The sequence below is a fragment of the Pseudomonas sp. LA5 genome (assembly GCF_028640825.1).
In the GTDB taxonomy this organism is placed as follows: Bacteria; Pseudomonadota; Gammaproteobacteria; order Pseudomonadales; family Pseudomonadaceae; genus Chryseomonas; species Chryseomonas aestiva.
This window is the reverse complement of the sequence record NZ_JAQYZY010000024.1, coordinates 375,725-389,570: the sequence shown is the minus strand read 5'-3', so window position 1 is coordinate 389,570 and position 13,846 is coordinate 375,725. Positions and strand designations below refer to the sequence as shown.

Annotated in this window: 15 protein-coding genes, 1 tRNA gene and 1 riboswitch; of the genes, 6 read left to right on the top strand and 10 right to left on the bottom strand. The window is 57.4% G+C overall.

Features of this window, described 5'->3' with window-relative positions; genetic code table 11:
- Window positions 1–65: 65 nt before the first annotated feature.
- Entirely contained in the window at window positions 66–788 is a 723-nt protein-coding gene (locus PVZ72_RS06665; protein WP_108576350.1) for an anti-sigma factor family protein, read from the bottom strand.
- A gap of 29 nt (window positions 789–817) precedes the next feature.
- On the bottom strand, window positions 818–1,330 hold the full coding sequence (locus tag PVZ72_RS06660; RefSeq protein WP_027597937.1) for an RNA polymerase sigma factor: 513 nt from the start codon (window positions 1,328–1,330) through the stop codon (window positions 818–820).
- Between the two features lie 130 nt (window positions 1,331–1,460).
- On the opposite strand from PVZ72_RS06660, the gene PVZ72_RS06655 reads away from it, so the two are divergent.
- The 4 genes from PVZ72_RS06655 to PVZ72_RS06640 all read left to right on the top strand — a co-directional run bounded on the left by PVZ72_RS06655 (window position 1,461) and on the right by PVZ72_RS06640 (window position 4,980).
- On the top strand, window positions 1,461–1,814 hold the full coding sequence (locus PVZ72_RS06655; protein WP_051398701.1) for a DUF305 domain-containing protein: 354 nt from the start codon (window positions 1,461–1,463) through the stop codon (window positions 1,812–1,814).
- Window positions 1,815–1,819: 5 nt separating this feature from the next.
- Window positions 1,820–3,280, top strand: a complete 1,461-nt coding sequence (locus tag PVZ72_RS06650; RefSeq protein WP_037007585.1) for a YncE family protein — start codon at window positions 1,820–1,822, stop codon at window positions 3,278–3,280.
- A 32-nt stretch (window positions 3,281–3,312) separates the two neighbouring features.
- Window positions 3,313–3,687: a COG4315 family predicted lipoprotein gene (locus tag PVZ72_RS06645; protein ID WP_027597935.1), complete on the top strand. Its 375-nt coding sequence runs from the start codon at window positions 3,313–3,315 to the stop codon at window positions 3,685–3,687.
- 129 nt (window positions 3,688–3,816) lie between these two features.
- Window positions 3,817–4,980 (top strand): TDT family transporter, encoded by a 1,164-nt coding sequence (locus PVZ72_RS06640; RefSeq protein ID WP_027597934.1) that lies wholly within the window; start codon window positions 3,817–3,819, stop codon window positions 4,978–4,980.
- A gap of 165 nt (window positions 4,981–5,145) precedes the next feature.
- Here PVZ72_RS06640 and PVZ72_RS06635 read toward each other — a convergent pair whose 3' ends face one another.
- The 3 genes from PVZ72_RS06635 to PVZ72_RS06625 all read right to left on the bottom strand — a co-directional run bounded on the left by PVZ72_RS06635 (window position 5,146) and on the right by PVZ72_RS06625 (window position 7,580).
- Window positions 5,146–5,496, bottom strand: coding sequence for a DUF190 domain-containing protein (locus PVZ72_RS06635; RefSeq protein ID WP_027597933.1), 351 nt, complete (start codon window positions 5,494–5,496; stop codon window positions 5,146–5,148).
- Window positions 5,497–5,506: 10 nt separating this feature from the next.
- Entirely contained in the window at window positions 5,507–5,890 is a 384-nt protein-coding gene (gene crcB / locus PVZ72_RS06630; protein ID WP_027597932.1) for a fluoride efflux transporter CrcB, read from the bottom strand.
- Between the two features lie 107 nt (window positions 5,891–5,997).
- A riboswitch (Fluoride riboswitch) is annotated at window positions 5,998–6,058 on the bottom strand.
- 151 nt (window positions 6,059–6,209) lie between these two features.
- Window positions 6,210–7,580, bottom strand: coding sequence for an IS3 family transposase (locus PVZ72_RS06625; RefSeq protein WP_081049679.1), 1,371 nt, complete (start codon window positions 7,578–7,580; stop codon window positions 6,210–6,212).
- Between the two features lie 189 nt (window positions 7,581–7,769).
- Between PVZ72_RS06625 and mobH the strand changes: the two genes are divergently transcribed.
- Both mobH and PVZ72_RS24160 read left to right on the top strand, forming a co-directional pair.
- Complete coding sequence (mobH, locus tag PVZ72_RS06620; protein ID WP_145248308.1) at window positions 7,770–9,635, top strand: MobH family relaxase; 1,866 nt, start codon at window positions 7,770–7,772, stop codon at window positions 9,633–9,635.
- Window positions 9,632–10,765, top strand: a complete 1,134-nt coding sequence (locus tag PVZ72_RS24160) for a site-specific integrase (RefSeq protein WP_145248310.1) — start codon at window positions 9,632–9,634, stop codon at window positions 10,763–10,765. Before mobH ends, PVZ72_RS24160 begins: the two co-directional genes overlap by 4 nt.
- Window positions 10,766–10,942: 177 nt before the next feature.
- Here the strand turns inward: PVZ72_RS24160 and PVZ72_RS06615 are convergent.
- The 5 genes from PVZ72_RS06615 to pal all read right to left on the bottom strand — a co-directional run bounded on the left by PVZ72_RS06615 (window position 10,943) and on the right by pal (window position 13,833).
- Window positions 10,943–11,018: transfer RNA gene (locus tag PVZ72_RS06615), tRNA-Lys, on the bottom strand.
- A gap of 60 nt (window positions 11,019–11,078) precedes the next feature.
- Window positions 11,079–11,753, bottom strand: a complete 675-nt coding sequence (gene queC, locus PVZ72_RS06610) for a 7-cyano-7-deazaguanine synthase QueC (protein WP_273861495.1) — start codon at window positions 11,751–11,753, stop codon at window positions 11,079–11,081.
- Window positions 11,754–11,755: 2 nt separating this feature from the next.
- Window positions 11,756–12,406 carry a 7-carboxy-7-deazaguanine synthase QueE gene (queE, locus tag PVZ72_RS06605; RefSeq protein WP_273861494.1) on the bottom strand — a complete coding sequence of 217 codons (651 nt, stop codon included), beginning with the start codon at window positions 12,404–12,406 and terminating at the stop codon, window positions 11,756–11,758.
- A gap of 71 nt (window positions 12,407–12,477) precedes the next feature.
- The gene (gene ybgF, locus PVZ72_RS06600) at window positions 12,478–13,305 is read right to left on the bottom strand and encodes a tol-pal system protein YbgF (RefSeq protein ID WP_273861493.1); all 828 of its coding nucleotides are present in this window, start codon (window positions 13,303–13,305) and stop codon (window positions 12,478–12,480) included.
- 6 nt (window positions 13,306–13,311) lie between these two features.
- Window positions 13,312–13,833, bottom strand: a complete 522-nt coding sequence (gene pal, locus PVZ72_RS06595; RefSeq protein ID WP_007160328.1) for a peptidoglycan-associated lipoprotein Pal — start codon at window positions 13,831–13,833, stop codon at window positions 13,312–13,314.
- Window positions 13,834–13,846 lie beyond the last annotated feature (13 nt).

Genomic DNA, 13,846 nt, shown 5'->3' with positions numbered 1-13,846 from the left:
GTGAAATGACCCCCAAATGTTGGACAGGGTTGGTTTCAAGCAACGAGCACTGGTCTGAACGGGAACTAGAGAGGTGGCCTCTGCGAGATCGCCTCACGCAAGGTATCAAACGATGCTTCGCTAGGACTCACCAACGCAAAGTTGTAGCCCTGTCCTGACCAATAGTCAGCCGTAACATCGCTTTCCCTACGAGATCCGTGGCCAACGTCGCGCTGGCTGTTGGGATGCCGCACATAGAAGATCACTTGGCGCCCTTTCGTATCCCGGTAGAGCACCATCGCGGCGGCGCCGGTGTCCGTGGCCATGAGACGACCACCCACTGGGATCAAGCCGAAGCGCTCCAGGTTAGGGAGGGCGGGCGCCTGCACAAATGTCCTTTCAAGCCAATGCTGAATCGCACCGTCCTGGCCGGTTACATCGACTGGCGGCCGCCCCTCGGCGCTCGCAAATAGTCGATAAGCCTCCACGGCATCCGCCATTGGAACGTGCGCCCGCCGCAGCATCGATTCCCGTGCCTGCCACCCTAAGCCGCTACCCAGGCCTAACGTCAGCACTAGCGAAGCGAGATAAGTCATACGTCTTTTACGTCTGGCGACTATCCGGTGTCGCACGACTGCTGGCATAAGGTGTGTCGGTAAAGGCTCAAGCACGGGAGAAAAAATCAGCCGTAGCCGACGATTCTGCTCGCGGATATCAGCTACCCGTGCGGCATCTTCCGGATGGGTTGCAAGATAGCGCATCACCTCCTCGTGCCGCAGCGCATCCAACTGATTGTCGGCATAAGCCATCAACTCTTCAGGAGTAGGAGGTCGATACATCATTTCAATACTCGCAAAGCGGCGGTAGCCAAAGGACTTTCGTGGATCTGTCTCAAGGCCGCGCGTGCCCGCGCCAAACGAGACATGACGGTTCCCAGTGGAATGCCAAGCGCCTGTGATACATCGCGATAGCTCATGCCTTCCACCGCGACCAACAGCAGCAGGGCACGCTGTTCGTCATTGAGTCTCTCAAGATTCGTCAACGCTTCTTGATCCAGATAGATCGTCTCAGCCGAAGGCTCAACCGGGACCTCTTGGAATCCCAGCCACTCCAACAGACGACCATAGCGGCGCTCACGACGTCGGCCATCAACGAATTGGCGGTACAGGATGGTGAACAGCCAGGCTCGCACATCACCGGCGGGACAGCGCGTGTTCCCATGCGTAAGCGCCCGTTCTAGACAACTCTGGACCAAGTCATCGGCGCTGGCTTCGTGACGAGTAAGCGATCTTGCGAAGCGACGCAGAGACGGTAGTAGCTGAGAAAGCATGGCGTCATCAAGCATGGACATTCCCCTGGTATCGCTGACAGACGCTTGAGCTGACCTTTTATTCCCCACAATTTTTATTTTTGTAGGTATGGAATAACCCAGACCGTACAAACGTCTGCATTGGAAACTCACCAGTCTGCTGGAGCGCCACGTGTTTTCAGTCAAACACCCGTTGTTGGCAGTCACCCTTCTGGTGCTCGTGCTTCCCATTGCCTGGGCCGAACCTGATAGCAGCGCCGCCACGGCGCAGGCCGACAACCGTCAGGCCATGGATCAGATGATGGCCGCGATGCACAAGCCCAGCAGTGGCAACGTAGACCGCGACTTTGTGACCCAGATGACGGCACATCACCAGGGTGCGATCGAAATGGCACGGATCCAATTGCGGTATGGCCATAACGAACGCCTACGCCGTCTGGCCCAAGAGATCATTGTCACCCAACAACAGGAAATCGCCGTCATGCAGCAGGCGCTTTCTGAATTGCCCGCCTCTCCAACTCGGTAATCCTCATGCCTCGATTGTCGCTCACCCCGCTCGCCGCTGTGTTGTTAGTAATCTCCTGCACCGCTTCAGCCGGTCAAGTTCCGCGTGCTGCTGCACAACCGGACATCACGATTAGTTCCCAAGACCGTGTGTATACGGCGGAGCAGTTCTCCAACACGGTATCGGTGATTGATCCCAGCACGGAAAAATTGCTCGGCGTCATCACCCTAGGCGACAGCCAACCCAAGAACTTGAGTCCTTTGTACAAGGGCGAGCTACTGGTGCATGGCTTGGGATTTTCGCCAGATGGGCGAACCTTGGCCGTCGTAGCGATAGGCTCGAACTCCGTGTCCTTCATCGACACCGCCAACAACCAGGTGAAGGGTAAAACCTATCTGGGTCGCGCGCCTCATGAAGCCTTTTTCACCCCTGACGGCAAAGAGCTCTGGGTCACGGTACGGGGCGAGGACTATATCGCCGTGATCGACCCGGTGACTTTCAAAGAGAAGACGCGAATTGGCGTACCGCCAGGCCCTGGCATGCAGATCTTCTCCCCTGATGGCCGCTATGGCTACGTCTGCTCCTCGTTCACTCCGGAAACCGTAGTGGTTTCGGTTGCCGAGCATCGAATTGTTGGCCGCGTCGCTCAGGCGAGTCCCTTCTGCCCCAACATCGCTGCGTCTGCAGATGGCCAACAGGTCTGGCTCACCCTAAAAGATGTCGGTAAGACCCAGGTGTTCGCAGCCAAACCGCCGTTCAGCTTGATTAAGACGCTTGATACTGGCGCGATCACTAATCACGTCAACTTGGTTCGCAATGCCCGCGGAAGCTTCGCCTATGTAACGGTAGGCGGAGAAAATCGAGTCAAGGTCTTCCGAACCGATGATTTCAGCCAAGTCGCCAGCATTCCTGTTGGCGCTTTGCCCCACGGTCTCTGGCCGTCAGGAGATGGCACGCGGTTGTACGTGGGACTAGAGAATGCTGACAGTGTGGCCGTCATCAATACGCTGACCAATAGCGTTGAAACCACTGTACCCGTGGGGCAGGCGCCCCAGGCTTTGGTCTACGTTCCCCGCGCCGCTACCCAGGGCGCTGGGCTGGCAAATCTTAAGCCGTTAGGGAGCGCCGCCAAGAGTATTCAGATCGCCCTGGCTCCGCCGGGTCAACACGAACGTCATACCACTCAGGTGACACTTTTCGACCAGGGCTTGACTCAGGTCCTGCAGGCCTCGGTTACGGGCCTGGTGGCCAAGCAGCCCTATGTACTAGCGTTGGCTCGTCATGCAGACGGTAGCGGCGCTCTTGAGTCTCTCGCCGCTTTTCAAACCAATCCCGCCGGCGCAGCTATCGTGAATGCGGTAGGACCGATACGCCAACTGGTTCAGCAATCCCAGGCGGATGAACAGCGCTACCTCGTCATCGCACCTGGTGCAGCCGATGCGCCAGGTGCTCCCGTGCAAGTGCAAGTGCTCCAATCGAAATACTAATAACCAATAACCAATAACCATCGAGGTCCAGCATGCTCAGACAAGTGTTGATTGCCACTGCCATTTTCTCCATGACAGGGCTGGCCGTGGCGGCCACGCCCGCCAAGGTTGGCGACACCACCTTGGGTAAGGTGCTTGTGGATGAAAAGGGTATGACGCTTTACACCTTCACCAAGGACAGCGAGGGTAAGTCCGCCTGCAACGGCCCGTGCGCCAAGAACTGGCCGCCGCTGATGGCACCGGCAGGGGCCAAGAGCGGTGACGGCTATACCGTAGTACAGCGTGAGGATGGTAGCCAGCAATGGGCCTATAAGGGGCAGCCACTCTATACCTGGGTAAAGGACAGCAAGCCCGGTGAAACGACCGGTGAAGGTGTCAATCAAGTCTGGCACGTCGCGAAGCCTTGATCGTGGAGCAGTCCCTGCGGACAGCGGGGACTGCTTATCTATTTAGTAGATTACTTTTTATATCATATTCAATTTTTCAGATAATCGAGCCGGGCTAGACTGTTTGCATTCTTCAGCGGAGCTCACCTCATGACATTAAAGGATGCTATAGCCCTGCGCACCGGCGGCAAGCCGCTCAGCCAGCTCAAGCAGCCGCTCGAAGTCGTTCGCCAGTTCACCCCCAACTGGTTTGCGGCAACGATGGGCACCGGTATTTTGGCAATCGCCTTAGCGAGTTTTCCCGCGTCGGTACCCGGCTTGCGTCTGATCGCCGAAGGACTGTGGCTGTTCAACATTTTGCTTTTCGTTCTATTCAGCGGCTTGTATGCCGCTCGCTGGATCTTGTTCTACAACGAAGCCAAGCAAATTTTTGCCCACTCCACCGTATCGATGTTCTTCGGCACCATTCCGATGGGGTTGGCAACAATCATCAACGGGATGCTGATCTTTGGGCTGCCACGATGGGGTGAGGTGGCTGTCACGATTGCCACCGGACTTTGGTGGGTCGATGCGGCCATGGCACTGGTTTGCGGAGTAGCGATTCCGTACCTGATGTTTACTCGTCAGCAGCACAGCATCGATCAAATGACGGCGGTATGGTTGCTACCTGTGGTAGCCGCCGAAGTGGCCGCTGCCAGTGGCGGGCTGTTGGCACCGCACCTAGCCGATGGCGGGCACCAATTCACCGTGCTGGTGACCAGCTATGTGCTTTGGGCCTATTCGGTACCTGTCGCCCTAAGTGTCCTCGTGATCCTGCTATTGCGGATGGCACTGCACAAGCTGCCTCACGAGAACATGGCTGCATCGAGCTGGTTATCGCTTGGCCCCATTGGTACAGGTGCGTTGGGTCTGCTCGTGATGGGCAGCGACGCGCCGGTCATCTTCGCTGCTCACGGTATGGCCGGAATTGGCGCCGTCGCGCAGGGGCTAGGCGTAATTGGCGGGATCCTACTATGGGGACTCGGCTTGTGGTGGATGAGCCTTGCCATACTGATCACGCTGAAGTACGCGCGCCACGGCATCCCTTTCAACCTGGGATGGTGGGGTTTTACTTTTCCACTGGGCGTCTATGCCGTCACGACGCTACGTTTGGGAAGCACGCTTGGGTCAGGTTTCCTTACCGTCTTCGGTGCCTTTTTGGTCGTCGCCTTGACTGCTCTGTGGGCGGTGGTCGCGGGACGCACCCTAGCCGGTGCCTACCGCGGGACGCTGTTCGTCTCGCCTTGCATTGCTCATCTGCAACCACGCAAATGAGGTCGATTAGGTGGCGCCTCGCTGAGCAACGCTACCAAGCTAGGACCATCAGCCCACTCTCTACGACGAGTGAGCTGATGAGTCCGCAAATGGGGCTCAGTGAAAGCCATCCCTTGATGCCGTTGGTTACCGCGGCCGCCTTAACCGATTCAAAGGTGCGTCAGCTCAGGACGAGGATGACTCTGTCTCTTGGGAAGGGCGGTGGCGTCCTACCGTGCCAATCTCGGCAGGCGTCTTGATGTAGAACAGTGCCAAGTCTTCCGATTCGAGGCGTTGAAACAGCATGTCGTGTTGAATTTGAGTCAGCGCCATCGTTACCTGGATGGGCTGATCGGCAAGCTCAAAAAAATGAGCGGAGTGGCGTTTTCCATCTTGGCCAAAGCCTTCAGCCGCCACTGACAACGTTGCGCCACTTAGGTGAAGCTCTTTAGCAAGATCCAGAAGCCAATCTCCAATCTGCTGATGTTCATGGCGACGATTTTGTTCGGTATAGAACGTAACGAGATAGTCGTTCATGCTATTGCCTTTAGCGTGGGTGCAGCAGGTTGATGGTCAAGATACCCAGGGCTGTCATGCACAGGGACCCCACGACATGAACGCTGATTGCAGTCAGCGCCATGAGCAGCCTTCCTTGCTGGATTAGCATCAGTGTCTCAGCAGAAAACGTCGAGAAGGTGGTTAAGCCGCCGCAAAATCCGGTGATCAGAAACAGCCGCCATTCAGGCGCAATCCCGGGCCAAGCAGCGAAGATGGCTACGGCCATTCCGATGATGTAGCCACCTACAAGATTCGCAACGACCGTCCCAGGCGGGAGCGACGGGAACCAGGCATTTAGCTTCAAGCCCAGTATCCAACGGAGCCAGGCACCCAAGGTCGCACCGAGTGCGATGGCTATGAGCGGCTTCAGCATGGAACGTCTCCCAAGGGGAATGGAAGACTAGGGGCCGGGGAGGGATATGGTCGGTGCATAGCGCTGTCCTCGAAAAAGACAGGGCGCACCTACGCACCCTGCCAAGGGGTTACGTAGGCATCATCAGCACGAGGCGGTTTGAGGAGGAATGCCATCTCCTTAGCGGATCATAGCAGCGCAGCAGATGACTTTGAAGATGGCTCGTTCTTGAAGCCGACATGCCTGCCACTGCTTATTGAGACCCGGAGCATGCCTGCACTCCTCAAACGCCGAGGGTCTAGAAACCGATCGACTCTGCGGTAGCTATGAGGCAAACGTCCTATTCGTCACAGGTATTCACAGCTTTCGCTATTGCCAGACGATATTCAGCTGGACTGCGCCCACCCAGTGCCAATTTGATTCGCTCCTTATTGTAGTAGTCGATATAGGCCCGAATTGCTACTGCCAGCTCCTCTACGCTTGAGAACCTGTTGCAGTGGAAAAGCTCAGATTTTAGTACTGCAAAAAAGCTTTCCATTGCCGCATTGTCGAGGCAATTGGCTCGCCTTGACATACTCTGAGTCAGTCCATGCTGACGGATCAGCTGTTGGTAGGCAGGGTATTGATAGTGCCAGCCTTGATCGGAATGGATGAGCGGTTTCTCATGAGGCCGAAGGGTCTTCAATCCGTCTTTCAACATACGTAAGACCATCTCGAACGATGGGCGCTCACTTATCTCGAAAGCCACAATTTCCTTATTGAAGAGGTCAAGAATCGGTGACAGGTATAGCCGGTTTTGATTGACACGAAACTCCGTTATGTCAGTCGCCCACCGCTGATTGGGCTGCGGTGCGGTAAAGCGGCGTTCCAGCAGGTTAGGCGCCACGCAGGACTCCGGCCCTGTGAATGGACGATAGCGACGGCGTCGCAGCGTGCACTTTAACGACATTTCGCCCATCAGCCGCTGTACTGCCTTGTGATTGATCTGCTGCCCCTGATTGCGTAGCGCCTGCGTGATGCGGCGATAGCCATAGCGACCCCGATGATGCGCGAACATCGTCCGGATGCTCTCTTTGCGGGCACCTTGTTTGTCTGGTTGGCGAGTGACCTTGAGGTGGTAGTAGAAGCTGCTTCGAGGAAGACATGCTCCCTGAAGAAGCGCATCAAGTGGATATCGTGACCGCAACTCCTGCACGATAAGTGCTTTCTGCTGATTGTCCAGGTCACTGTCCTTGAGACCCAAGCTCATGGCTTTGCGCAGAAAGGCGTTTTTGACCTGCAGATAGGCAACCTGCTTTTCCAGCTCTCGGACTGGGTTTGCGATGTGGGGCTTGAAAGCGGATGGATCTGGAACGGGAAGAAGGGGCAAGGAGTCACCTCTGCGTTTGCTGGCCAACCCCTCGATACCATACCTCTGCCACGCATCGACCCAGCGCTGCATTTGGGAGCGATTGAGACTAAATCGCTCACTAGCCCGTCGGATTGATAGGCCTTCGACGATCTGTCGCACCACCTCGATCTTGAAATCGATGCTGTGATAACGATAACGCTTTTGTAGAGCCGCTTTTCCGTGATTGGCATAGGCGCCAATCCATCCTTTTACCTGCACCACGCTGACGTCATGCACCCTAGCGAGGTGGCCGTAGCTGCAATCGCCCTTTTGGTACTGAGCGACGATCTTCAATTTGAACGCTAGAGAGTACTTGGGCATGGTACGCCTTCAAGGCAGCGTCCAACTTTCGGGGGTCATTTCATGGCTGCGAAGAGCAAAGGGTCCCCAGGCTCCCGGCCATAGTAGCCATCCGCCGCCCCAACCTCCTGAGCAGTGATAGCGGTTTACCATTGTTCGCTCACCGCTGCTGATCGACAACGCAGGCCCAAGACCTACGAAGGGCATGCCATGTTCGATCTCATCTTCAGGAAGAAAGCCCCACCATCCCCTCCTCCGGGCTCAGGCAAACAGGGTTTCACGCAGCCGTCCCCAGGTAGGGATCTCCTGGCGCTCCCCCGTCGGCAGAAACTCATCGAGAACATCTGGCAGCGAACATCGCTGTCGCGCGAGCAATTCGCCTCGCTCTATCGGGATCCTCTCGGGCGCTACGCTGACCTGGTCCAGCAGCTTCCCGCTTCGGAAAACCACCACCATGCCTATCCCGGGGGCCTGCTCGACCACGGGCTGGAGATCGTCGCCTACGCACTGAAGATCCGGCAGAACTACCTCCTCCCCATCGGCGCACCGCCTGAGTCACAAGCGGCCCAGGCCGAAGCGTGGTCAGCAGCGGTAGCCTACGGCGCCCTCCTCCACGACTTGGGCAAGATCGCCGTCGACATCGAGGTCGTTCTCGAAGACGGCAGGCCATGGCACCCCTGGCATGGTCGCATTCAGAAGCCCTACCGCTTCAGATACGTCAAAGGTCGCGACTATCAGCTTCATGGCGCTGCTTCAGCACTCGTCTATCTTCAGGTGCTGCCGCCCCACGTGCTGGACTGGCTCAGTGGCTACCGCGAGCTATGGTCATCGCTAATCTTCGTCTTGGCGGGTCAATACCAGCATGCCGGCGTACTGGGCGAAATGATCGTCCAGGCCGACCAGGCAAGTGTCGCCCAGGAGCTCGGCGCCAACCCGCAACGTGCAATGGAGGCCCCCAAGAATACGATCCAGCGTCAACTGGCAGATGGGCTGCGCACCTTGGTCATTGAGAAGTTCAAGCTGAACCAGCCAGAAGGGCCGTCGGACGGGTGGCTGACCCAGGACGCGTTATGGCTCGTAAGCAAGCCTGCCTCAGACCAGCTGCGGGCATTGATGCTTTCCCAAGGAGTGGAAGGTATCCCAACCTCGAATGCACCTTTCTTCAACCTGATCCAGGACCAGGCCATCATCCAGGTCAACGCCCAGGACAAGGCTATCTGGAAGGCAACGATCGACACAGGCCACGGCTGGAAGAACACCTTCACCTTGCTCAAGATTTCCCCCGCGTTGATTTGGCCAGATCCTGCAGATCGACCAGCTCCATTTACCGGCATTTTCACACTTCATCAGCCGGAAGACACCGAGCTAGATCAGCAGCGGCATCCACCCACGAGCGATATCACTGAGCCATCATGCCCAATACCACAAAGCGTGATGCATGTCACATCTTCACAAAAGATGCCCTCATCCGAAACACTGCCGCCGCCCGCATTCCAGACCGGTTTGGACCCCATGGACGAGACCCTTGCACTAGCAGATGAGCTCTTTGGTGAAGCGGCTCCATCTTCCGAAATTCCAACTTCTCAGCTGCCCCCTGACGTCACCCGAGACAGCTTCACTGATTGCATCGCCGAGCACTCAGCTGAAGAGGCAATTTCGGCCAAGGACACAACTGATCTCGGCCAAGCTTTCATAGCCTGGGCGCGGCAGGGCGTGCTTTCACACACGCTGGTGATCAACGATGCCAAAGCACTGATTCACACAGTGGATGGCACTGCGTTTCTCGTCAGCCCCGGATTATTCAAGCGCTATGCCTTGGAGCATCCTCACCTACAAAGGGAAGCCAAGGCGAGAGGGATTGAGACCTGGCAGCTAGTTCAACGCGGATTTGAAAAACTCAAAACTAACCGCAAGACACCGGACAATCTAAATATATGGACATGCGAGGTCATCGGCCCGCGGAAATCCAAACTGCTCAAAGGCTATCTTTTGATGGACCCTGGTGCAATCTTCACGCATCCGCCATTCGATAATATTAGCCTTCGTTTGCAGGATATGGGAGCTAGCGAAAGTTGAATATCATCGATATCGCTAGCGAATACAACGACACTCACGACCTCAGGCCAGCGACTAGAACTATATACCTAGCAGCTGCTCGAGCATTAACCCGGAGATTTGGCGATGACGTCGAACTCGAAAAGCTACATCATCGAGATGTTCTGATCTGGCGCAAGGAGGCCTTGGATTCAGGCTTAGCCAAGCGCAGCTGGAACACGTACGCGAGTCATCTCAAAACGCTTTTCGGATACGCCATTTCTCAAGACCTATTGACGCTCCGTAAAAACCCCTTCACTGACACCTCTGTAGTTCCACCCAGAAAGCGGAAAAAAACTGTACCTCACGAGGCCATTACTCAGGGCCGCAACCAGCTTATCAGGCTACAAGAGATCGAACGGGTATCAGGCGAACGTAGCAGCATAACCCCTGCTTGGTTCTGGCTATCTGTCTACGAAACCTTTCACTACACCGGAATTCGTCTGAATTCTTTATTAAGTATACAGAGACGAGACATCTGCCTAAGACGTAGAACTATTAATGTTCGAAGCGAAGGAGACAAGACTCACAAAGAATTTCTCCTACCCATTCCTGGACCTCTTTATGAGCATATAGACCGCATTGTAGCGTGGGCAGACTCTCTGCATTTCAAAGCCACGGACCAGCTATTCAACGTCAATAGGTTCTCCTCGCACTACAGACGAGAAACTATGGATATAAATCAGATTGAGGCAATGTATAGAAAGTTGACGGCGATAGTAGGCACTCGAATGACTCCCCATCGGTTCAGGCACACCCTGGCGTCCGACCTAATGCGACAAGCGGATCGCAACATTCACGTAGCCAAGGCCCTGCTGAACCACTCGAGCATCGCTACCACGATGGAATACATCGAGACGGATCCACACCAGATGCGTCATGTCCTCGAAGAACGTGCCGATAAGGTACCGAGGAACCTGATCGCTCGAGTGGATTACAGCGCGCGGCAACACCAAGAACAGCGACTGGATCTACCTAAGCCACCCCCTTCCCTGCCCTCTCAGCAACCGTGGAGCATCTCCGGCCCCTCCACGCCAGAAGCGTTCGATCAGCTCGCAGAATGGATCAGCAATGGGGCGAGACCGCTTACAGCGGTAGGAAGGCGTGGATAGCTACACAGCGGAGCTGACATACGAAATGGCGCCAAGGCCACGCGGCGCCAGGCTCTGGGCGCCAGATGATTCAGTTTGACATCATCAAACCGCAGGGCTAGATTCCGTCGCAGACGGCTGCTTGTTTCGGCTGCGAGGACGCAAAAACCCTCCATTGCGGAGGGTTTCTGGTGAAGATGGTGGGTCGTGTGGGATTCGAACCTACGACCAATTGGTTAAAAGCCAACTGCTCTACCGACTGAGCTAACGACCCGTTAGTGGGCGCCATTCTAGCGATTTTCTCAGGAGAATCAACACCCTAGATGAAAAATTTTTAGTGGTAGCGCGTAGGGTCCGAAATTCCCGCCGCCTTGAAGCCTTCGGCGCGCAAGCGGCAGCTGTCGCAGCGCCCGCAGGCCTTACCTTCGTCGTCGGCCTGGTAGCAGGAGACGGTCAGGCCATAGTCCACGCCCAGCTGGCTGCCGGCCTGGACGATTTGCGCCTTGGAGAGGAATTGCAGCGGGGCTTCGATCTTGAAGCTATCCCCTTCCACACCGGCCTTGGTGGCGAGATTGGCCAGGCGCTCGAAGGCTTCGACGAATTCCGGCCGACAATCCGGATAACCGGAGTAGTCCACCGCGTTCACCCCGATGAAGAGATGACGGGCGCCAAGCACCTCGGCCCAACCCAGGGCCAGCGATAGGAACACGGTATTGCGCGCCGGCACGTAGGTGATGGGGATGCCCTCACCCGGGGTCTCCGGGACGGCGATATCCGGATCGGTAAGCGCCGAGCCGCCGATGCCGTTGAGATCCAGGCCGATCACCTTGTGCTCGACGACCCCCAGCTGGCGCGCCACGCGCTCGGCGGCCTGCAGCTCGGCCCTATGGCGCTGGCCGTAGTCGAAACTCATGGTGTAGCAGGCGAAGCCCTGGGCCTTGGCCATGGCGACGATAGTGGCGGAATCCAGGCCGCCAGAGAGAAGGATGACCGCTTTAGGCTGATTCATGCTCAGTGTCCTGGCTCGTCGTTCCAGAGAATCTTGTGCAGCTGCAGCTGGAAACGCACCGGCAGATTGTCCGTCACGATCCACTCCGCCAACTCACGCGGCACCACCTGGCCATGGCTGGGCGAGAACAGTACCTCTCCCGCACGCTGTTCCAGGCGATACTCGATCAGCTTGGAAAGCGCCCAGTCATAGTCTTCGCGGGAACAGATGACGAACTTGATCTGATCGTTGGGCGTCAGGTGGTCAAGGTTGGCGTACAGGTTGCGCCCCACCTCCCCCGACCCTGGCGTCTTGAGGTCGACGACCTTGCTCACGCGCACATCCACGCCACTGACATCCAGGGCGCCACTGGTTTCCAGGGACACCTGGTAGCCGGCATCGCACAGTTGTTCGAGCAGCTTGAGGCAATTGGGCTGGGCCAGTGGCTCGCCACCGGTCACGCAGATGTGCCGCGGCCGGTAGCTCGCGACCTGCTCCAGGATGGCATCCAGGTGATGGATCTCGCCGCCGGTGAAGGCATAGGCCGTGTCGCAATAGTGGCAGCGCAGGGGACAGCCGGTGAGGCGGATAAAGACAGTGGGAAGACCGGCGGTGCGGGCTTCACCCTGGAGCGAATAGAAGATTTCGGTAAGACGTAGGGTATCTTTTTGCATGAAAGCCACGGGCGTGACGGCTACACAGGCCATCCGCCTCCGTTGCGGTAGATAGAAGAAAAAAGCCTGCGCTAGGGCAGGCTTTTCAGATCCCGCTGCGCCAGTTGCGCAGCGGAGGTTCCGGGATACTGGCTGATGACCTGCTGGTACATGCCCCTGGCCCGATCGGTGCGGCCGAGCTTCTGCTCGACCCCACCCAGTTTGTAGAGCGAATCCGGCACCTTGTTGCTGGTGGGGTAGGCCTGACTGACCTTGGCGAAAGCCTGGCCTGCGGCCTGCAGATCGCCCTTGGCCAGATTCACTTCACCCAGCCAGTATTGGGCGTTGCCGGCGTACTGACTGTTGGGATATTTGCGCAGAAAGGCGTTGAACGCCTGACTGGCCTTGTCGAAATCCTTGGCTTTGATCAGATCGAAGGCAGCGTCGTAGTACAGCTTTTCCTTCGCCGGATCGCCCGGTTCGCTACTGGCGGCCGGTGCCCCTGCGGAAGCAGGCGGGGTCGGCGTATTGTTGGCCGCGATGGCACCCCCCTGGGCGGCACCCGTAGCCGCTCCGGCACCTGCATTGGCAGGAGCGGAAGAAAGCTGGGAAATACGGCCATCCAGATCCTGGTAACGATCCAATCCTTCCTGCTTAAGCTGGCGGATCTCGTTTTCCTGGACCTCGACCTGGCCACGCAGGCGCGCGATATCGTCCTGCATCTGCTGCAACTGCATGAACAGTTGACCCATGCCGGAAACGGGAGCCCCGTTTCCGGCACTGGCCGCGCCTGCGTTGCCATAGCCTTGCCCAGCGGACTGGGCAACGCCATAACTACCATCCTGTACGGGAACCTGAGCCCCGGCGACAACCGGTACACCAAGGGTCAGGGCGATCAAGAACTGCAGGCGCTTGGACATCGTTTATTACTTCTTCAGCTCGACGCGACGGTTCTGAGCCCAGGAAGCCTCGTCGTGACCGACGGCAACCGGACGCTCTTTGCCGTAGGACACCAGCTCCAGCTGAGCCGGGGACACGCCCTGCAGCACCAGGTAGCGCTGAACGGCCTTGGCACGACGCTCGCCCAGCGCCAGGTTGTACTCGCGGGTACCGCGTTCGTCGGTGTTGCCTTCCAGAACGACGCGCTGGCCGCTGGCCTTCAGGTCACGGGCGTGAACGTCCAGAGCGCGCATGGCTTCCGGCTTCAGGTCGGAGCTGTCGTACTCGAAGTAGAAGGTGGTGATGGCGCGCAGAGCGGCTTCGTCACCCATGCTGCCGTCGACGGCACCCGAGTTGGCGCCGTAGCCAGCGTTCGGGTCGACAGCACCGGCGCCAGCGCCAGCACCAGCGCCTTCACCGGAGGCGTCGCCGCCCTTGGAGGAACAGCCTACGGCCACGGCCATGGCCAGAGCCAGCGCAGCGAACTTGCCGAATTTCAGCATTTCCATCATGTAACTCCTA

Excerpts from the sequence above, each read along its gene's own strand:
- PVZ72_RS06665 (WP_108576350.1), bottom strand. The coding sequence starts at position 788 with ATGGCTTATGCCGACAATCAGTTGGATGCGCTGCGGCACGAGGAGGTG.
- PVZ72_RS06660 (WP_027597937.1), bottom strand. The coding sequence starts at position 1,330 with ATGTCCATGCTTGATGACGCCATGCTTTCTCAGCTACTACCGTCTCTG.
- PVZ72_RS06650 (WP_037007585.1), top strand. The coding sequence starts at position 1,820 with ATGCCTCGATTGTCGCTCACCCCGCTCGCCGCTGTGTTGTTAGTAATC.
- PVZ72_RS06645 (WP_027597935.1), top strand. The coding sequence starts at position 3,313 with ATGCTCAGACAAGTGTTGATTGCCACTGCCATTTTCTCCATGACAGGG.
- PVZ72_RS06640 (WP_027597934.1), top strand. The coding sequence starts at position 3,817 with ATGACATTAAAGGATGCTATAGCCCTGCGCACCGGCGGCAAGCCGCTC.
- PVZ72_RS06635 (WP_027597933.1), bottom strand. The coding sequence starts at position 5,496 with ATGAACGACTATCTCGTTACGTTCTATACCGAACAAAATCGTCGCCAT.
- crcB (WP_027597932.1), bottom strand. The coding sequence starts at position 5,890 with ATGCTGAAGCCGCTCATAGCCATCGCACTCGGTGCGACCTTGGGTGCC.
- PVZ72_RS06625 (WP_081049679.1), bottom strand. The coding sequence starts at position 7,580 with ATGCCCAAGTACTCTCTAGCGTTCAAATTGAAGATCGTCGCTCAGTAC.
- mobH (WP_145248308.1), top strand. The coding sequence starts at position 7,770 with ATGTTCGATCTCATCTTCAGGAAGAAAGCCCCACCATCCCCTCCTCCG.
- queC (WP_273861495.1), bottom strand. The coding sequence starts at position 11,753 with ATGAATCAGCCTAAAGCGGTCATCCTTCTCTCTGGCGGCCTGGATTCC.
- queE (WP_273861494.1), bottom strand. The coding sequence starts at position 12,406 with ATGCAAAAAGATACCCTACGTCTTACCGAAATCTTCTATTCGCTCCAG.
- ybgF (WP_273861493.1), bottom strand. The coding sequence starts at position 13,305 with ATGTCCAAGCGCCTGCAGTTCTTGATCGCCCTGACCCTTGGTGTACCG.
- pal (WP_007160328.1), bottom strand. The coding sequence starts at position 13,833 with ATGGAAATGCTGAAATTCGGCAAGTTCGCTGCGCTGGCTCTGGCCATG.